The organism is Bradyrhizobium sp. BWC-3-1 (assembly GCF_032917965.1).
Lineage (GTDB): Bacteria > Pseudomonadota > Alphaproteobacteria > Rhizobiales > Xanthobacteraceae > Bradyrhizobium > Bradyrhizobium canariense_D.
The window spans coordinates 2,687,357-2,702,853 of record NZ_CP136625.1 but is presented as its reverse complement, the minus strand read 5'-3'; the positions used below and the strand labels follow the sequence as shown (position 1 = coordinate 2,702,853).

14 protein-coding genes are annotated in these 15,497 nt (G+C 63.7%); 8 read left to right on the top strand and 6 right to left on the bottom strand.

Annotation, left to right across the window (positions count from 1 at the left end; all coding sequences use genetic code 11):
• The first annotated feature begins 109 nt into the window (after positions 1-109).
• From RX329_RS12995 to RX329_RS12970, 6 genes are all read left to right on the top strand, one after another.
• Positions 110-598 (top strand): c-type cytochrome, methanol metabolism-related, encoded by a 489-nt coding sequence (locus tag RX329_RS12995; RefSeq protein WP_007601366.1) that lies wholly within the window; start codon positions 110-112, stop codon positions 596-598.
• Between the two features lie 59 nt (positions 599-657).
• A complete protein-coding gene (locus tag RX329_RS12990) occupies positions 658-1,767 on the top strand; it encodes an S-(hydroxymethyl)glutathione dehydrogenase/class III alcohol dehydrogenase (protein WP_018460307.1) in 1,110 nt (369 codons plus the stop codon).
• A 33-nt stretch (positions 1,768-1,800) separates the two neighbouring features.
• Positions 1,801-2,364, top strand: a complete 564-nt coding sequence (gfa, locus tag RX329_RS12985; RefSeq protein WP_018460308.1) for an S-(hydroxymethyl)glutathione synthase — start codon at positions 1,801-1,803, stop codon at positions 2,362-2,364.
• A 641-nt stretch (positions 2,365-3,005) separates the two neighbouring features.
• On the top strand, positions 3,006-3,458 hold the full coding sequence (locus tag RX329_RS12980; RefSeq protein WP_007601363.1) for a (2Fe-2S)-binding protein: 453 nt from the start codon (positions 3,006-3,008) through the stop codon (positions 3,456-3,458).
• Position 3,459: 1 nt separating this feature from the next.
• Positions 3,460-5,772 carry a xanthine dehydrogenase family protein molybdopterin-binding subunit gene (locus RX329_RS12975; protein ID WP_085384846.1) on the top strand — a complete coding sequence of 771 codons (2,313 nt, stop codon included), beginning with the start codon at positions 3,460-3,462 and terminating at the stop codon, positions 5,770-5,772.
• A 57-nt stretch (positions 5,773-5,829) separates the two neighbouring features.
• A complete protein-coding gene (locus tag RX329_RS12970; protein ID WP_018460310.1) occupies positions 5,830-6,090 on the top strand; it encodes a hypothetical protein in 261 nt (86 codons plus the stop codon).
• Positions 6,091-6,396: 306 nt separating this feature from the next.
• Here the strand turns inward: RX329_RS12970 and RX329_RS12965 are convergent, their stop codons facing one another.
• The 5 genes from RX329_RS12965 to RX329_RS12945 form a co-directional block, all read right to left on the bottom strand.
• Positions 6,397-8,124 (bottom strand): methanol/ethanol family PQQ-dependent dehydrogenase, encoded by a 1,728-nt coding sequence (locus RX329_RS12965; RefSeq protein WP_018460311.1) that lies wholly within the window; start codon positions 8,122-8,124, stop codon positions 6,397-6,399.
• Positions 8,125-8,240: 116 nt separating this feature from the next.
• Positions 8,241-8,894 (bottom strand): ubiquinol-cytochrome c reductase iron-sulfur subunit, encoded by a 654-nt coding sequence (locus tag RX329_RS12960; protein ID WP_085384847.1) that lies wholly within the window; start codon positions 8,892-8,894, stop codon positions 8,241-8,243.
• A 264-nt stretch (positions 8,895-9,158) separates the two neighbouring features.
• Positions 9,159-9,623: a group III truncated hemoglobin gene (locus RX329_RS12955; protein WP_085350559.1), complete on the bottom strand. Its 465-nt coding sequence runs from the start codon at positions 9,621-9,623 to the stop codon at positions 9,159-9,161.
• A 139-nt stretch (positions 9,624-9,762) separates the two neighbouring features.
• Complete coding sequence (locus RX329_RS12950; RefSeq protein ID WP_085350558.1) at positions 9,763-10,614, bottom strand: 3-hydroxybutyryl-CoA dehydrogenase; 852 nt, start codon at positions 10,612-10,614, stop codon at positions 9,763-9,765.
• A 258-nt stretch (positions 10,615-10,872) separates the two neighbouring features.
• Complete coding sequence (locus RX329_RS12945; RefSeq protein ID WP_317245905.1) at positions 10,873-12,351, bottom strand: FAD-binding oxidoreductase; 1,479 nt, start codon at positions 12,349-12,351, stop codon at positions 10,873-10,875.
• Positions 12,352-12,573: 222 nt separating this feature from the next.
• Here RX329_RS12945 and hisC point away from each other — a divergent pair, with 222 nt between their 5' ends.
• Positions 12,574-13,626, top strand: coding sequence for a histidinol-phosphate transaminase (gene hisC / locus RX329_RS12940; RefSeq protein WP_085384862.1), 1,053 nt, complete (start codon positions 12,574-12,576; stop codon positions 13,624-13,626).
• A 222-nt stretch (positions 13,627-13,848) separates the two neighbouring features.
• On the top strand, positions 13,849-14,547 hold the full coding sequence (locus RX329_RS12935; RefSeq protein WP_085384849.1) for an ABC transporter permease: 699 nt from the start codon (positions 13,849-13,851) through the stop codon (positions 14,545-14,547).
• On the opposite strand, the gene RX329_RS12930 is transcribed toward RX329_RS12935, so the two are convergent.
• Positions 14,521-15,330, bottom strand: coding sequence for a substrate-binding domain-containing protein (locus RX329_RS12930; protein WP_085384850.1), 810 nt, complete (start codon positions 15,328-15,330; stop codon positions 14,521-14,523). The genes RX329_RS12935 and RX329_RS12930 overlap by 27 nt on opposite strands.
• Positions 15,331-15,497: the final 167 nt, after the last annotated feature.

Genomic DNA, 15,497 nt, shown 5'->3' with positions numbered 1-15,497 from the left:
GCCTCTCAGCATCGCTCCGGCGCGTGGATCAACTCCACGCGCCGGCTCGTCTCACCGAATGCCTTCCGAGGAAAATCTCTTGCGTAAAATCTGCTCTGCCATTGCTGCGATGTTCTTGGTCGCGTCCGGGGGAATTGCCGTCGCGGACGGCTCAGGTGACCCGACCGCCGTCAAGCAGAACGAAACCGGCGAATGGTCCGACAAGGAAGGCAACCCAACCTACAAGATCACCGACGGATCCGTCGATTGGTACACCTATTCCGGATACCGCCGCTATCACTCGGACTGCCATGTGTGTCACGGCCCAGATGGCATGGGCTCGACCTACGCCCCGGCGTTGAAGGATTCGCTGAAGACGATGAGCTATGCCGATTTTCTCGGCGTCGTCGCCTCCGGCCGCAAGAACATCTCGACTGCCGCAGAGAACGTGATGCCGGCCTTCGGCGATAACCCGAACGTCGCCTGCTACATGGACGATCTCTACGTCTACCTGCGCGCCCGCTCCAACGAGGCCTGGGGCCGCACAAGACCCGGCAAGCACGAGGACAAGAACGACGCCTATACCAAGAACGAAGATTCGTGCATGGGCAAGAAATGAACGTGCGGAGCCCGACCAGACCTGGATCTGGGCGCCCTGCTGGAATTGAGGAGCTTAAGATGAAGACACGTGCCGCCGTCGCTTTCGAAGCCAAGAAGCCGCTCGAGATCGTCGAAGTCGATCTGGAAGGACCAAAGGTCGGCGAAGTCCTGGTCGAGATCAAGGCGACGGGCATCTGCCATACCGACGCCTACACGCTCGACGGCTTCGACAGCGAGGGAATTTTCCCGTCGATCCTGGGCCATGAGGGCGCGGGCATCATCCGCGAGATCGGTGCTGGCGTGACCTCGGTGAAGCCGGGCGACCATGTCATCCCGCTCTACACGCCGGAATGCCGGCAATGCAAAAGCTGCCTCAGCCAGAAGACCAATCTCTGCACCGCGATTCGCGCGACGCAGGGCAAAGGCGTCATGCCCGATGGTACCAGCCGCTTCTCCTACAAAGGCAAGCCGATCTACCACTACATGGGCTGCTCGACCTTCTCGAACTTCACCGTGCTGCCGGAGATCGCGGTCGCCAAGATCCGCGAGGACGCGCCGTTCGACAAGAGCTGCTACATCGGCTGCGGCGTCACCACGGGCGTCGGCGCCGTCGTCAACACCGCCAAGGTCGAGCCGGGCTCCAACGTGGTCGTGTTCGGCCTCGGCGGCATCGGCCTGAACGTGATCCAGGGCGCCAAGATGGCTGGCGCGGACAAGATCATCGGCGTCGACATCAACGACTCCAAGGAGGAATGGGGGCGCCGGTTCGGCATGACCGATTTCGTCAATCCCAAGAAGATCACCGGCGACATCGTCCCGCATCTCGTGACCCTGACCGACGGCGGCGCCGACTATACCTTCGACTGCACCGGCAACACCACAGTGATGCGCCAGGCGCTGGAAGCCTGCCATCGCGGCTGGGGCACCTCGATCATCATCGGCGTTGCCGAATCCGGCAAGGAGATCGCGACCCGCCCGTTCCAGCTCGTCACCGGGCGAAACTGGCGCGGCACCGCCTTCGGCGGCGCGCGGGGCCGCACCGACGTGCCGAAGATTGTCGACTGGTACATGAACGGAAAGATCCAGATCGACCCGATGATTACCCACACGCTCAAGCTCGAAGACATCAACAAAGGCTTCGACCTGATGCATGAGGGCAAGTCCATCCGTTCAGTCGTCGTGTTCTAGTTCGAAAAGCGTCACCCCAAGGAGGATCGACCCATGACTGTTGCACTCCATCCCTCGATCGATAACGGCATCAAACAGGGCAGCGGCAGCTTCGCCGGCGGCACGCTCGCATGCAAATGCAAGGACCATCAGGTCAAGGTCGCCGTCAAGGGCGACGTCGCGCATAATCACGCCTGTGGCTGCACCAAGTGCTGGAAACCGCAGGGGGCGAATTTCTCCGTCGTCGCCGTGGTACCCCGCCAGAACGTCACCGTGCTCGAGAACGGCGACAAGCTCCAGATCGTCGATCCATCGGCGACGATCCAACGCTACGCCTGCAAGGCCTGCGGCACGCACATGTACGGCCGCATCGAGAACAAGGATCACCCGTTCTACGGCCTCGACTTCATCCACCCCGAACTGTTCCAGGAGCAGGGTTCGCAGGCGCCGCAATTCGCCGCCTTCGTCTCGTCCGTGATCGAATCGGGCGTGAAGCCGGAGCAGATGGGCGGAATACGGGCTCGGTTCAAGGAGCTTGGACTTGAGCCCTATGATTGCCTGTCGCCGGCGCTGATGGACGCGATCGCGACCCACGTGGCGAAAGCCAAGGCCGCTTAAGCAAAGGCCGCCTGAGCAAAGGTCGCCTGACGTTTGCCGCGCCCGTCCGCTCGCGTTCCACCACCCCCAGCGAGCGGACGGAGCCGGCCCGGGACAATCGCGGCGATGCCGCCGCTTCTCAATTGCACTTGTGTGGGGACCGTCAGCTCCCTCAGTCCTGGTCTCTGAATGACTGCGCAGGGCCGCCGGCTTCCGGCTTGAAGTCCGCGGCCTGCGTTTCTCCCTCCCTCGACTGAGGCATCCTGCTTCGTCCGCACAGGTCTTCTGGCGGACGAAGCTCTTTTTTTACTGCGCCCATCTCGAGAGGCGCGCGGCGCGATGGGGCGCCCTGCTTTTGACAAACCTTCGTTGCAATCTTTTCCCGTCGAGAACAGCTGATTGGAAAACACTTGGCTGTGAACGCCAGACCGAAGCGATCCTGCTACGATCGCGTCGTGACGATGCCGCGCGAAATTCAATAATCAAGAACACGACGGGAGGTATCGAGCACATCCGGACATGACATTGGCATTCCTCTGAGTCCTGCCGGGATCTGCCCGCGCGGGAGGACGGCTGGAACGCGACGCCGCGCAGCGGGCATTGCACCGACCGGCATCTGGAAAATCTGAAATCGGCAAGCTTATGAAGAGCGAGGGACGATCATGATCAAGGTGAAGATCAATGGCCAGGAACAGAGCTGGGACGGCGACCCGGATCTCCCGCTACTCTGGTTCCTGCGCGACGAGGCCGGGCTGACCGGCACCAAGTTCGGCTGTGGCCAGGCCCTGTGCGGCGCCTGCACCGTTATCGTCGACAAGGAAGCCGTGCGCGCCTGCATCACGTCGATCAACGACGTCGCCGGCCGCGAGATCACGACGATCGAGGGACTGCATCCGAACGGCGATCACCCGGTGCAGAAGGCCTGGCGTCAGGTCAACGTACCCCAGTGCGGCTTCTGCCAGGCGGGCCAGATCATGCAGGCGGCTGCGCTGCTGATGGACAACCCGAAGCCGTCGCACGACCAGATCCGCGAGGCGATGTCCGGCAACATCTGCCGCTGCGGCTGCTACCAGCGCATCGAGAATGCGGTCCATCTCGCATCGACGGGAGTGTGACATGAATTTCATCGACAACCCGAAGAAGCTTCGTGGCTTCGAGAAGAACATCAAGGTCGAGAAGGTTTCGCGCCGCAGCATCCTGAAGGGGCTCGGCATCACCGGCGGCTTTGTGCTCGCGGCGCCCGTGATGTCGCGCCAGGCGTTCGCCTACGAGACCGGCGCCGGCAAGATGCCGCACGGCGTCGTGGTCGATCCGCGCGTATTCGTCGCGGTCGCGCCCGACGGCACCGTCACCATCCTCGCCCACCGCGCCGAGATGGGAACGGGCGTGCGCACCAGCCTGCCGCTGATCGTGGCCGAGGAGATGGAAGCCGACTGGTCACGGGTCAAGGTGGAACAGGCCCATGGCGACGAGGTCAAGTTCGGCAACCAGGACACCGACGGCTCGCGCAGCACGCGGCATTATCTGATGCCGATGCGCCAGATCGGTGCCTCCGCCCGTACCATGCTTGAGCAGGCCGCCGCGAAACGCTGGGGTGTGCCGGCAACCGAGGTCAAGGCCGTCAATCACGAAGTCGTCCACAGCGCGACGAGCCGCAAGCTCGGGTTCGGCGAGCTCGCAGCCGACGCTGCCAAGGAGTCGGTCCCGAGCATCGAAGGGCTCAAGCTGAAGGACCCCAAGGACTTCCGCTATCTCGGCAAGGGCCAGATCGGCATCGTCGATCTCCATGACATCACCACCGGCAAAGCGCGTTACGGCGCCGACGTGCGGCTGCCTGGCATGAAGTATGCCGTGATCGCGCGCCCGCCGGTGACCGGCGGCAAGTTGGTCTCGTTCGATCCGGACGCGGCGTTGAAGGTCCCGGGCGTGGAGAAGGTGATGGAGGTGCGCGGCTGGCCGTGGCCGTCGAAATTCCAGCCGCTCGGCGGCGTTGCCGTGATCGCGCGCAATACCGGCGCGGCGATCAAGGGTCGCGACGCGCTGAAGCTGACCTGGGACGATGGCGCCAACGGCAAATACGATTCCGTCGCCTACCGCAAGGAGCTCGAGGAGGCCTCGCGCAAGCCGGGCCTTGTGGTGCGCCAGGAAGGCGATGCCGAGGCTGCTCTGAAGGGCGCCGACAAGGTCGTCGTCGGCGAATATTATCTGCCGCATCTTGCTCATGTCAGCATGGAGCCGCCGGTGGCGGTCGCCGACGTCAAGGGTGACAAGGCGGAGATCTGGGCGCCGGTGCAAAGCCCGGGCGGTACGCGCGAGGACGTCGCGAAGACGCTCGGCATTCCCGAGGGCAATGTCACGGTCAACGTCACGCTGCTCGGCGGCGGTTTCGGCCGCAAGTCGAAATGCGACTTTGCGCTCGAGGCCGCGTTGCTGTCGAAGGAGCTCGGCGTACCCGTCAAGGTGCAGTGGACGCGCGAGGACGACGTCCGCCACGATTTCCTGCACACGGTCTCCGTGGAACGGATCGAGGCGGGGCTCGACAAGAGCGGCAAGGTGATCGCCTGGCGCCATCGCAGCGTGGCCCCGAGCATCGCCTCGACGTTCGCGGCGGGTGCAAAGCATGAGGCGCCCTTCGAGCTCGGCATGGGCCTCGTCGACATGCCGTTCGAGATCGCTAACATCTCCTGCGAGAACCCGGAAGCCGCGGCGTTCACCCGCATCGGCTGGTTCCGCTCGGTCTCGAACATCCCGCGCGCCTTCGCGGTCCAGTCGATGGTGGGCGAGATCGCCCATGCGACCGGCCGCGACCAGAAGGAGACGCTGCTCGCGCTGATCGGGAGCCCGCGCATCGTCAAGCCCGCCGTGAAGGACATGTGGAACTACGGCGAGCCCTTGGACAGCTATCCGATCGACACCGCGCGCCTGCGCAAGGTGGTCGAGCTGGTCGCCGAGAAGGGCGAATGGGGCCGTCAAGTGCCGAAGGGCCATGGCCTCGGCATCGCCGTGCACCGCAGCTTCGTCAGCTATATCGCGACCATCGTCGAGGTGGCCGTCGACGACAAGGGCAAGCTGGCGGTGCCGCGGGTGGACACCGCCATCGACTGCGGCACCTATGTCAACCCCGAGCGCATCGCCTCCCAGATCGAGGGCGCGGCGATCATGGGGCTCAGTCTCGCCAAATACGGCGAGATCACCTTCAAGGACGGCAAGGTGCAGCAGAAGAACTTCGACGACTTCCAGGTCCTCAGGATCGACGAATCCCCTGCCGTGACCAACGTCTACATCGTGCCGCCAGGACCCGACACGCCGCCGAGCGGCGTGGGCGAGCCTGGCGTCCCGCCATTCGCGCCGGCGCTGATGAACGCCATCTTCGCCGCGACCGGAAAGCGCATCCGCAGCCTTCCGCTCGGCAAGCAATTGGAAGCGTAAAGGCGGGAACACAAGGCGGCCTCGCGCCGTTTGCATCGATCTGACAGGAGCAGATCGATGACCCATATCCCAAAGGCGCTCGCAGTCTCGTTGCTGTCGAGCGCCTTTCTTTTGACGGCCACTGGCGCATACGCCCAGAGCAACACCACGCCGCCGACAACGGCGACGCGCCCCAGCACGCCGGACCAGAACTCGCTGCCCAACGCCAATGCCACGCCGCCCTCGACCACCCAGACTACCGGGCAGCACAATCCCGATCCCAAGGTTCGCGAGATGAACCAGAAGGAAAAGGACAAGGTCGAGCGCGAGGGGAAGTAGCGATCTGAGCATCGGCGTTTTGACATCGCGATTATCGGCTCTACTTCTTCGCCGAAGCGCATCGATGTGCCCTCTTTCCTTGCGGGAGAGGGCAGCGACGCCAGTTGCCACGATCACGCGTGGGTGGGGGGTATGCCTGCGCGGGTCCGCACATTGAGACGCGCGGATAGAACCCCTCATCCGGCGCTTCGCGCCACCTTCTCCCGCAGGGGAAGAAGGGACAACGCCCACGCAAAATGCGGCGGACGTTGCCGTCCGCCGCATTTGCCCCCTGACACTCCGCTTCTTTCGATCCGCCAGCGGAGCCTATTTCTTCAGCGCGAACACCCAGATCACGCCGCCCTGCGGCACGTTGGCTTCGATGCCGATATTGTTGGTCACGAGGGCATCCTGGATGCGCTGCGCATCCACGCCCCATCCCGACTGGATCGCGATGTATTGCGTACCGTCGATCTCATAGGACACCGGCATGCCCATGATACCGGAGTTGGTCTTCTGCTCCCACAGCAGCTCGCCACTCTTGGCGTTGAAGGCGCGGAAGTTGCGGTCGTTGGTGCCGCCCACGAAGACGAGATCGCCCGCGGTCGCCGTCACCGATCCGAACAGCTGCGATTTCGGGAAGTTGTGTTGCCACATCTTCTTGCCCGTAACGGGGTCCCAGGCCTGGAGCTCGCCGAAATGATCCGCCCCGGGCTTCGTCTTCAGCCCGATGTCCTCCGGCTTGGTGCCGAGCCAGAGTTCGCCGGGCTTGAGCGGAACCTTCTCGCCGGTGAACCCGCCGCAGAAATTCTCGTTGGCGGGCACGTAGACGAGGCCGGTCTTCTGGCTGTAGGCCGCCGAGGGCCAATCCTTGCCGCCCCACAGCGACGGACAGAACTCCACGCGCTTGCCGACCATCGGCTTGTGCGCGGGATCGACGATCGGCCTGCCACTCTCGGCGTCGATGCCCTTCCAGACGTCGGTGGAGACGAACGGCCAACCGGCGACGTAGTTGATCTTGGTCGGCGTGCGCTCGAGTATCCAGAAGATCGCATCGCGTCCCGGATGGACCAGGCTCTTGATGTTGCGACCGTCGCGTTGCAGGTCGATCAACATCGGCGCTTCGACCTCATCCCAATCCCAGGAATCGTTCTGGTGATACTGATGATAGGTCTTGATCTTGCCGGTGTTCGGATCGAGCGCGAGCACCGACGAGGTATAGAGATTGTCGCCCGGATGCATCTCGCCGGGCCAGGGCGCGGCGTTGCCTACGCCCCAATAGATCGTCTTGGTGTCCTTGTCGTAATTGCCGGTCATCCAGGCCGAGCCGCCGCCGTTCTTCCAGTCCTCGCCCTGCCAGGTGTCGTGGCCGGGTTCGCCTTCGCCCGGAATCGTATAGGTCCGCCAGAGCTCCTTGCCGTCCTTGGCGTCATAGGCGGCGACATAGCCGCGCACGCCGAACTCGCCGCCGGAGCCGCCCACGATGACCTTGCCGTCGACGATCAGCGGCATCAGGGTCATGTACTGGCCCTTCTTGTAATCCTGAACCTTGGTGTCCCACACCACCTTGCCGGTCTTGGCGTCGAGCGCGACGACATGGTCGTCGGTGGTGGCCAGATAGAGCTTGTCCTCCCAGAGGCCGACGCCGCGACTGGTCGGATGCAACTGGAACAGGTCGTCGGGGAGCTGCCGCTTGTAGCGCCAATATTCGTCGCCGGTCTTGGCGTTCAGCGCGATCACCTGGCCCATCGGGGTCGCCACGAACATCACGCCGTTGTTGACGATCGGCGGCGCCTCGTGACCTTCGACCACACCGGTCGCGAAAGTCCAGACCGGGGTGAGGTTCTTCACATTCGAGGTGTTGATCTGGTCGAGCGGGCTGTAGCCCTGCCCGTCATAGGTCCGCCGGTAAAGCATCCAGTTGGCGGGCTCCGGGTTTTCCAACCGCTGCGCGGTAACCGGCGCGTAGTTCTCGATCGGGCCTGACATGGCGGCGGTCGATGCAAGACACGTGAAGGCGACGAAGCCGGACAGTAACCATTGCTTCCTGGTCATGGACGTTCCCCTTTTTTATCCGTTTGAATTCTTGTTTTGAATTCTTGTCGTTCGTCCCGTCGTCCGCCAATCGGCGGATGCGGCCTCTCGTGACGCGGGCACAACCCGCACGCCCATCATCCCGGCTGCGCGCCACCTACCTTTCCGATGAAGTTTCCGGCGACGCTGAGCGAGCCGTCAGCCAGCGCCAGCGGCAGCGCAGCGAGCCGTCGCGGCGCCGGCCCGAACACGACCTGTGCGCCCGCGCGAGGATCGTATTCGGAGTTGTGGCACATGCATTTGAGCACTTCCTTGTCGCCGACATCGCTCTTCACCCAGGCCGTGACAGGACAGCCGGCATGCGAGCAGATTGCCGAATAGGCGAGGATGCCGTCGACAGCGCGCGCTTTCGTCTGCTCGTCGAGCTCGGTGGGGTCAAGGCGGATGATCAGAATCTCATTGAGGCGCGAGGCGCTGCGCACGACCGATGTCTTCGGATCTTTCGGCCAGGCATGCACCGGCGGTCCGCCGGCCGACAGAGCGGCCGCGGTGACGGGCTTTCCCTCCTGATCGCCTTCGGAGAACACGAGCAGATCGCCCTTCTGAGGCCGTTCGTCGGAGCCGGGCGCATCCTCGCCCGCGTGGACCTGCGTGGAACAGGCGAGGCACGCCGTGGTGGCCAGCGCATTCATCAACAGCGCCCGCCGGGTTTGCTCCGTGCAGGTGTCAGCGTCGGATTCCGCTGTGTTGTCGGAGGATGAAGAGGATGTGTTGAACGATGCACGCGACATGCCCGCAAGCAGGCGCTGGAACTCTGCCGAAAAAAAGGCAAAGATTTTTTCCCGCAGTGCATCACATGGTTATGCTCGCACTGATTGAACGCGAACACGCGCATTTACGCGCATTTTTCTAATTGCAACGTCACGCTACGCGACCGGCATGATGATTTTGCAGATCAGATCAATGCTGCCGGTATTGGTGCAATGCGCCGACGCTCGGCGCCATCGTAGCGCCATCAGCGCGGCTGCGCATTTCTCAGGCAGGCGTTTTGTGTTCTAGGAGCGGAGCACGTGACGCGGCGCAGCGATACGTCCGGCCAACGTTGCCGACGCCATCTCAAAACTGTCGGCGATGCGGCGCGCCCTGTCGATGAAGAGCGCGGCTGCCGGCGGCGGGCAGACCTCGCGCGCCGTCTGTTCGAACAAATCGAGCCAGCGGTCGAAATGATCCCCGATCAGGTTCAGTGGAATATGCGCCCGCATCGGTGAACCATGGTAGCGGCCGCTCATCAGCACGACCGACGACCAGAAATCCCGGAGCTTGGCCAGGTGCTCGTCCCAATTCTGCACGATCGCGAACACCGGCCCCAGCAGCTCATCCTCGCGCACGCGCCCGTAGAAGCGGGTGACGAGTTCCCCGATCATCTCTTCGGTGATCCCCGTGCGCTCGATTGCATCCTGGGTCAGCAAATTCCGCCGCGCGGTCGCAGCCTCGCGCTCGGTCTTCAGTCGATCCGACATGTCCCTTGTTATCCGTTCCGTTGTTCCCGCAGGCCGCCCGTTCGACATTGTCGGGCCGATTGCGCGCGGCGTCTTTGTCGCAGCGCAAATCGCGGTGTCTGGCGGCGAGCACACTCAACGCCCGCCGCCCGCGCCGTTGTCAGGCGCTGTAGGTATAAAAGCCCTGCCCCGTCTTGCGGCCGAGATGGCCGGCATCGACCATTTCCTTGAGCAAGGGGGCCGGACGGTATTTGGGGTCGTTGAAGCCTTTGTAAAAGACCTCCATCACCGACAACATGGTGTCGAGCCCGACGAGATCGGCGAGCGCCAACGGGCCGATCGGATGGTTGCAGCCGAGCTTCATGCCGGCATCGATCTCTTCCGCCGTCGCAATCCCCTCCTGCAGCGCGAAGATCGCCTCGTTGATCATCGGACAAAGGATGCGGTTGACGGCAAAGCCCGGGCTGTTCTTGGCCGTGATCGCCACCTTGCCGACGCGCTTGGCAAAATCGAGCGCCTTGGCGTGGGTGTCGTCGGAGGTCTGCAAGCCGCGGATGAGTTCCAGCAGCGCCATGACTGGAACCGGATTGAAGAAGTGCATGCCGATGAATCGGTCGGGACGGTCGGTCGCCGCGGCGAGCTTCGTGATCGAGATCGACGAGGTGTTCGTGGCGAGCAGCGTGCGTGGCGACAGCGTCGCACAGAGATCCTTCAGGATCTTGACCTTGAGTTCCTCGTTCTCGGTCGCGGCCTCGATGACGAGATCGCAATCGACGAGCTTGGCGCGGTCGGTGGTGCCGGTGATGCGCTTGAGCGTGGCGTCGCGATCGCCCGCCGACATCTTCTCCTTCTTGACCAGGCGCTCGAGGCTGCCGCCAACCGTCGAAATCCCGCGGTTCACTGCCGCATCGGAAATATCGACCATCACGACCGAAAGCCCGGCCGCGGCACAGATCTGCGCGATGCCGTTCCCCATGGTGCCTGCCCCGATGATGCCAACGCTTTGGATCATTGCCTCAAATCCTTCATCCTTGCGGACGTGCCATGCCGGCCCGCCCCTTTGTTCCTGCATCAGGGTCTAGCACCGCCCCCGGGCGGGTGCGACCTGATCCTGTTCCTTCCTTAAAGCATCCAAGGCGGGAATAAAGCCGCCTTTCGGCCGCCACACGGCATGATTTGACGCCCCCGGCTGTTTGGCCCGGCCTATCCGCGGCATCCGTCTCCGTGAGCGCCGAGCGTTCGGGAGCACCGGACTTGAGGTGGGCACAGCTCAACCGAGACGAAGCACCTTGCCCGGATTCATGATGTTCTTGGGATCGAGCGCCCGCTTGATCGTGCGCATGATGTCGAGCTCGGTCCGAGAGCGATAGTGCTGGAGCTCGTCGAGCTTCTCAATGCCGATGCCATGTTCCGCCGAGATCGAGCCGCCCATGGAGGTGACGAGGTCGTTGACGGCCCGTGTGATGGCCGCGGAATATTGGGACAGTGTACCGAGATCCATGCCCTTCGGACCCATGAAGGAGAAGTGCACATTGCCGTCTCCGATGTGGCCGAGCGGATAGGGGCGGATCGCCGGCAGGATTGCGAGTACGGCCTCGAAACCGCTGGCGATAAACTCGGGAATCCTGGAGACCGCCACCGACACGTCGTAGCTCAAGCCCGGACCTTCGGTGCGCGATGCCTCGGCCACGCTCTCGCGAATCCGCCACATGTTGCGCGACTGCGCTTCGGTTTGCGCGATCACCGCATCCAGCACCCGGCCCGCCTCGAGTTGGTCGGCCAGGAACTGCTCCATCCTGTCCGACATGCCCGTGCCTCCGTCCTGTCGTGGCCGGGCCGATGACCATTCGAGAAGGAGATACCATTCGGTCTCGGCCTTGAGGGGATCCTGGGTGCCGGGAATGTGGCGCAGCACCATGTCGGTGCACGCGCGGCTGATGAGCTCACAGGAGCCGACATTGTCATCGGAAGCGGCATGCGCCTCCGACAGAAGGTCGATGGCTGCCTTGGGATCGCGAATTGCGAGCCATGCCGTGCACACGTCTTTCGGCGCCGGCCAGAGTTTCAGCACCGCCTTGGTGATGATGCCGAGCGTCCCTTCGGCGCCCATGAACAGATGCTTGAGGTCATAGCCGGTGTTGTCCTTCTTGAGTGCGCGCAGGCCGTCCCAGATATCGCCGTTAGCCAGCACGACCTCGAGACCCAACACCAGATTTCGCGCATTGCCATAACGCAGCACCTGCACGCCGCCAGCATTGGTGGACAGATTGCCTCCGATCATGCACGAGCCCTGAGCACCGAGGCTGAGCGGAAAGAGGCGGCCGTGGCGCGCGGCTGTGTCCTGAAGCGTCTCGAGGATGCAGCCCGCCTCCACAGTCATGGCATAGCCGACGGGATCGATATTCAGCACCTGGTTCATGCGACCAAGCGACAGCACGATGCCGCGGTGCATGGGCCACGGCCTGGCACCGCCCATCAGGCCGGTGTTGCCACCTTGCGGAACGATGGCAATGCCGTTGTCGTAGCAGAGCTTGACGACAGCGGAGACTTCCGCGGTGATGGCCGGACGCACGATCGCCGCGGCCTGCCCCGCCAGCGTGCCGCGCCAGTCGGTCACGAAGGGCAGCTTGTCCTGCTCGTCCACGATCAGGCCTTTGTCGCCGACGATGGCCCGCAAGCGGTCGAGAACGGCTGACGTCACCGGCGCGCTCGGAATCGAGGGGGCGGTGGGAAGGGCTGCACCCGGCATGTGTTCCTCTCTTTTCGGCCGTTGCGCGCCTTGGGGCGCGCCGGCCTTCGTTCTTTTTCATTCTGGGCGGTGGTGCAATGACCCTAGCATAGGGGTTGCGCTTGCGGGAACGTCTCCGGCAGTAAGCCTCGTGCGGATTTGCCTGCAATGCTGAACGCAGGCGCACTTCCACCGGGCTCCCGCATACCCTACTGTGCCCCGATCAAATTCGGATTGGAGCTCATGAGCCGTTTCTGGAGTCCAGTCGTCCACACGCTTTCGCCCTATGTCCCCGGCGAGCAGCCCAAGCAGGACGGCATCGTCAAGCTCAATACCAACGAGAATCCCTACCCGCCCTCGCCGCGCGTGCTGGCGGGGATCGCATCGGCCGCAGAGCGGCTGCGCCTTTATCCCGATCCGCGCGCAACGCGCCTGCGCGAGGCCATCGCGGCCCATTGCGATGTGGCGCCCGAGCAAGTGTTCGTCGGCAACGGCTCCGACGAGGTGCTGGCCCACACCTTCCAGGCACTTCTGAAGCACGAACCACCGCTTCTATTCCCCGACGTCACCTACAGCTTCTACCCTGTCTATTGCGGCCTCTATGGAATAACGCATGACGAGGTGCCGCTCGATGCTGCGATGAGGATCGATATCTCCAACTACAGGCGACCATCGAGTGCCATCCTCCTCTGCAATCCGAACGCTCCTACCGGCATCGCCCTTCAGCGCGACGCAATCGCATCGCTGCTGGCCGAACAGCAGGACCGGCTGGTGGTGGTGGACGAGGCCTATGTCGATTTCGGCGCCGAGAGCGCCGTGCCGCTGGTTGCACGCCACGACAATCTGCTGGTTATCCAGACTTTCTCGAAGTCGCGCTCGCTCGCTGGCCTGCGGGTTGGTTTTGCAATCGGCCAACGACCGCTGATCGAAGCGCTGGAACGGGTGAAGGACAGCTTCAACTCCTATCCGCTCGATTGCCTCGCGATCGCCGGCGCCGTCGCCGCGATCGAGGACGACGGCTGGTTCCGAGACACCCGTGCCCGTATCATCGCAAGCCGCGAAACCTTGGCCCGCGATCTCAGACAACTCGGCTTCGATGTGCTGCCGTCGCTCGCCAACTTCGTTTTCGCGCGCCATCGAAGCCGGAGCGGAGCAGATCTCGCGGCAGCGCTTCGCCAGCGTGGCGTTCTGGTGCGGCATTTCGGAAAGCCGCGCATCGAGGACTTTCTGCGCATCACGGTCGGGACGGAGGCCGAGTGTGCCCGGCTTGTTGAAGTGCTGCGCGGCTTGATTTGAGCACCAACGGTCCCCGCATCGGGCAACGTCAAACGATGAGGCCGAACGCCACTTCGGGCCATGCCGCGCAAGGCTTTGATCTCCGGTCAAATTCGGGGTACCAAACCGCTCCGCCGCTGCCTTGCATGACGATGCCCTCAGGGAAATATACGTGAATCACCTCCGCAGTCCCGAAATCCGCGCACCCGAGGCATCGTGGCGGGCGCCGAAGCTCGGGCACGGATGAACGACTTCGCGCGATCCATCGGCGCCGCCTTCACACTGATCGGCGAGGCCGACGCAGAGCTTTTGGGCATCGTCGGGCTGTCGGTGCGCGTCAGCCTGACCGCCAGTATCCTCGCCCTTCTGATCGGGGCGCCGTTCGGGGCGCTGCTTGCGATCACCCGGTTCCGTGGGCGGCAGGTCATCATCGTCCTGACCAATGCCTTGCTTGGCCTTCCGCCGGTCGTGGTCGGGCTCGCGCTCTATCTTCTGCTGTCGCGCTCCGGCCCGCTCGGGGCCGCCGGCCTGTTGTTCACGCCAGCGGCCATGGTGGTCGCGCAGACGCTGCTCGCCACACCCATCGTGGTCGCACTGGTGCACCGGCCGGCGAGCCTGCTGTGGGCGGAGTATGGCGACCTGGCGCGGATCGACGGGCTGTCAACGCTACGCAGCATCGGCTTGCTGTTCGCGCTGGGCCGGACCTCGCTGCTGACGGCCTTTCTCGCAGCCTTCGGGCGCGCGATCGCCGAGGTCGGCGCCATCCTCATCGTCGGCGGCAACATCCGCGGTTTCACGCGCACGATGACGACGGCGATCGCGCTGGAGACCAGCAAGGGCGACCTGCCGCTGGCGCTCGGGCTCGGGTTGATCCTGCTCGCACTCAGCGTCGCAGTGTCGACCATCGCCTTCCTGCTAGTGGGACGCGTCGGGGAAAAATAGCTGCTCGCCCCCGATCTTGTAGCCGGCGATGGTCTCCTGCCCCCCAGGAGAGATCAGCCAGTCGATGAAGGCCTGCCCGTCCCGCGCCTTCACGTTCATATGCTTGGCCGGATTGACCAGCATGACGCCGTACTGGTTGAACAGCCGCTTGTCGCCTTCGGTGAGGACGGCGAGCTCGCCGCGATTCTTGAATGACAACCAGGTGCCGCGGTCCGACAGGAGATAGGCGTTCAACGACGACGCCATGTTGAGTGCCGGGCCCATGCCCTGCCCGATCTCGCGATACCAGCTGTCCTTGGCGGCACCGAGGTCGATGCCTGCCTCCTTCCACAGCCGCAGTTCGGCCGCGTGCGTGCCGGACTTGTCGCCGCGCGAGATGAACGGCGCCTTCACGGCCGCGATCTTGCGCAGCGCCTCGGCCACGTCCTTGCCGCCGGCGATCTTGGCGGGATCGCTCTTCGGCCCGACAATGACGAAGTCGTTGTACATGACGTCGAAGCGCTTCACGCCCTCGCCTTCGGACATGAACTTGTCTTCGGCGGGCTTGTCATGGACGAACACGACGTCTGCATCGCCGCGCCGTCCGATGTCGAGCGCCTGGCCCGTGCCGACGGCCACGACCTTCACGTCGATGCCCGTGGCCTTCGAGAATAGCGGCAGCAAATAGCCGAACAGGCCCGACTGTTCCGTTGATGTCGTCGAGGCCACGGTGATGGCGCGCTCCTGCGCGATTGCGATCGTGGACCAGAGCAGAACCGCTCCGAGAGTCATAATCCTTTTCATGCCTCGTCCTTACACCAGATGCCCGATGTTCCAAACTCTGCCGTCGATAGAGCCGCACAGGGAACCTCGACAAGCGCCTCAGCGCGCTTGGTCATCATCCTCGCGACGCCCCCCTGTGAGGAACGTCCGCTCCGCGGGCAAGTTGTCCTCGAGTCAACCCAGGAGGA

What these genes read in the sequence shown, in the direction of transcription:
- RX329_RS12950 (WP_085350558.1), bottom strand. Translation starts at nt 10,614, where the DNA reads ATGATCCAAAGCGTTGGCATCATCGGGGCAGGCACCATGGGGAACGGC.
- RX329_RS12930 (WP_085384850.1), bottom strand. Translation starts at nt 15,330, where the DNA reads ATGAAAAGGATTATGACTCTCGGAGCGGTTCTGCTCTGGTCCACGATC.
- RX329_RS12990 (WP_018460307.1), top strand. Translation starts at nt 658, where the DNA reads ATGAAGACACGTGCCGCCGTCGCTTTCGAAGCCAAGAAGCCGCTCGAG.
- RX329_RS12960 (WP_085384847.1), bottom strand. Translation starts at nt 8,894, where the DNA reads ATGTCGCGTGCATCGTTCAACACATCCTCTTCATCCTCCGACAACACA.
- RX329_RS12995 (WP_007601366.1), top strand. Translation starts at nt 110, where the DNA reads ATGTTCTTGGTCGCGTCCGGGGGAATTGCCGTCGCGGACGGCTCAGGT.
- gfa (WP_018460308.1), top strand. Translation starts at nt 1,801, where the DNA reads ATGACTGTTGCACTCCATCCCTCGATCGATAACGGCATCAAACAGGGC.
- RX329_RS12955 (WP_085350559.1), bottom strand. Translation starts at nt 9,623, where the DNA reads ATGTCGGATCGACTGAAGACCGAGCGCGAGGCTGCGACCGCGCGGCGG.
- RX329_RS12945 (WP_317245905.1), bottom strand. Translation starts at nt 12,351, where the DNA reads ATGCCGGGTGCAGCCCTTCCCACCGCCCCCTCGATTCCGAGCGCGCCG.
- RX329_RS12965 (WP_018460311.1), bottom strand. Translation starts at nt 8,124, where the DNA reads ATGACCAGGAAGCAATGGTTACTGTCCGGCTTCGTCGCCTTCACGTGT.
- hisC (WP_085384862.1), top strand. Translation starts at nt 12,574, where the DNA reads ATGAGCCGTTTCTGGAGTCCAGTCGTCCACACGCTTTCGCCCTATGTC.
- RX329_RS12970 (WP_018460310.1), top strand. Translation starts at nt 5,830, where the DNA reads ATGACCCATATCCCAAAGGCGCTCGCAGTCTCGTTGCTGTCGAGCGCC.
- RX329_RS12980 (WP_007601363.1), top strand. Translation starts at nt 3,006, where the DNA reads ATGATCAAGGTGAAGATCAATGGCCAGGAACAGAGCTGGGACGGCGAC.
- RX329_RS12935 (WP_085384849.1), top strand. Translation starts at nt 13,849, where the DNA reads ATGAACGACTTCGCGCGATCCATCGGCGCCGCCTTCACACTGATCGGC.
- RX329_RS12975 (WP_085384846.1), top strand. Translation starts at nt 3,460, where the DNA reads ATGAATTTCATCGACAACCCGAAGAAGCTTCGTGGCTTCGAGAAGAAC.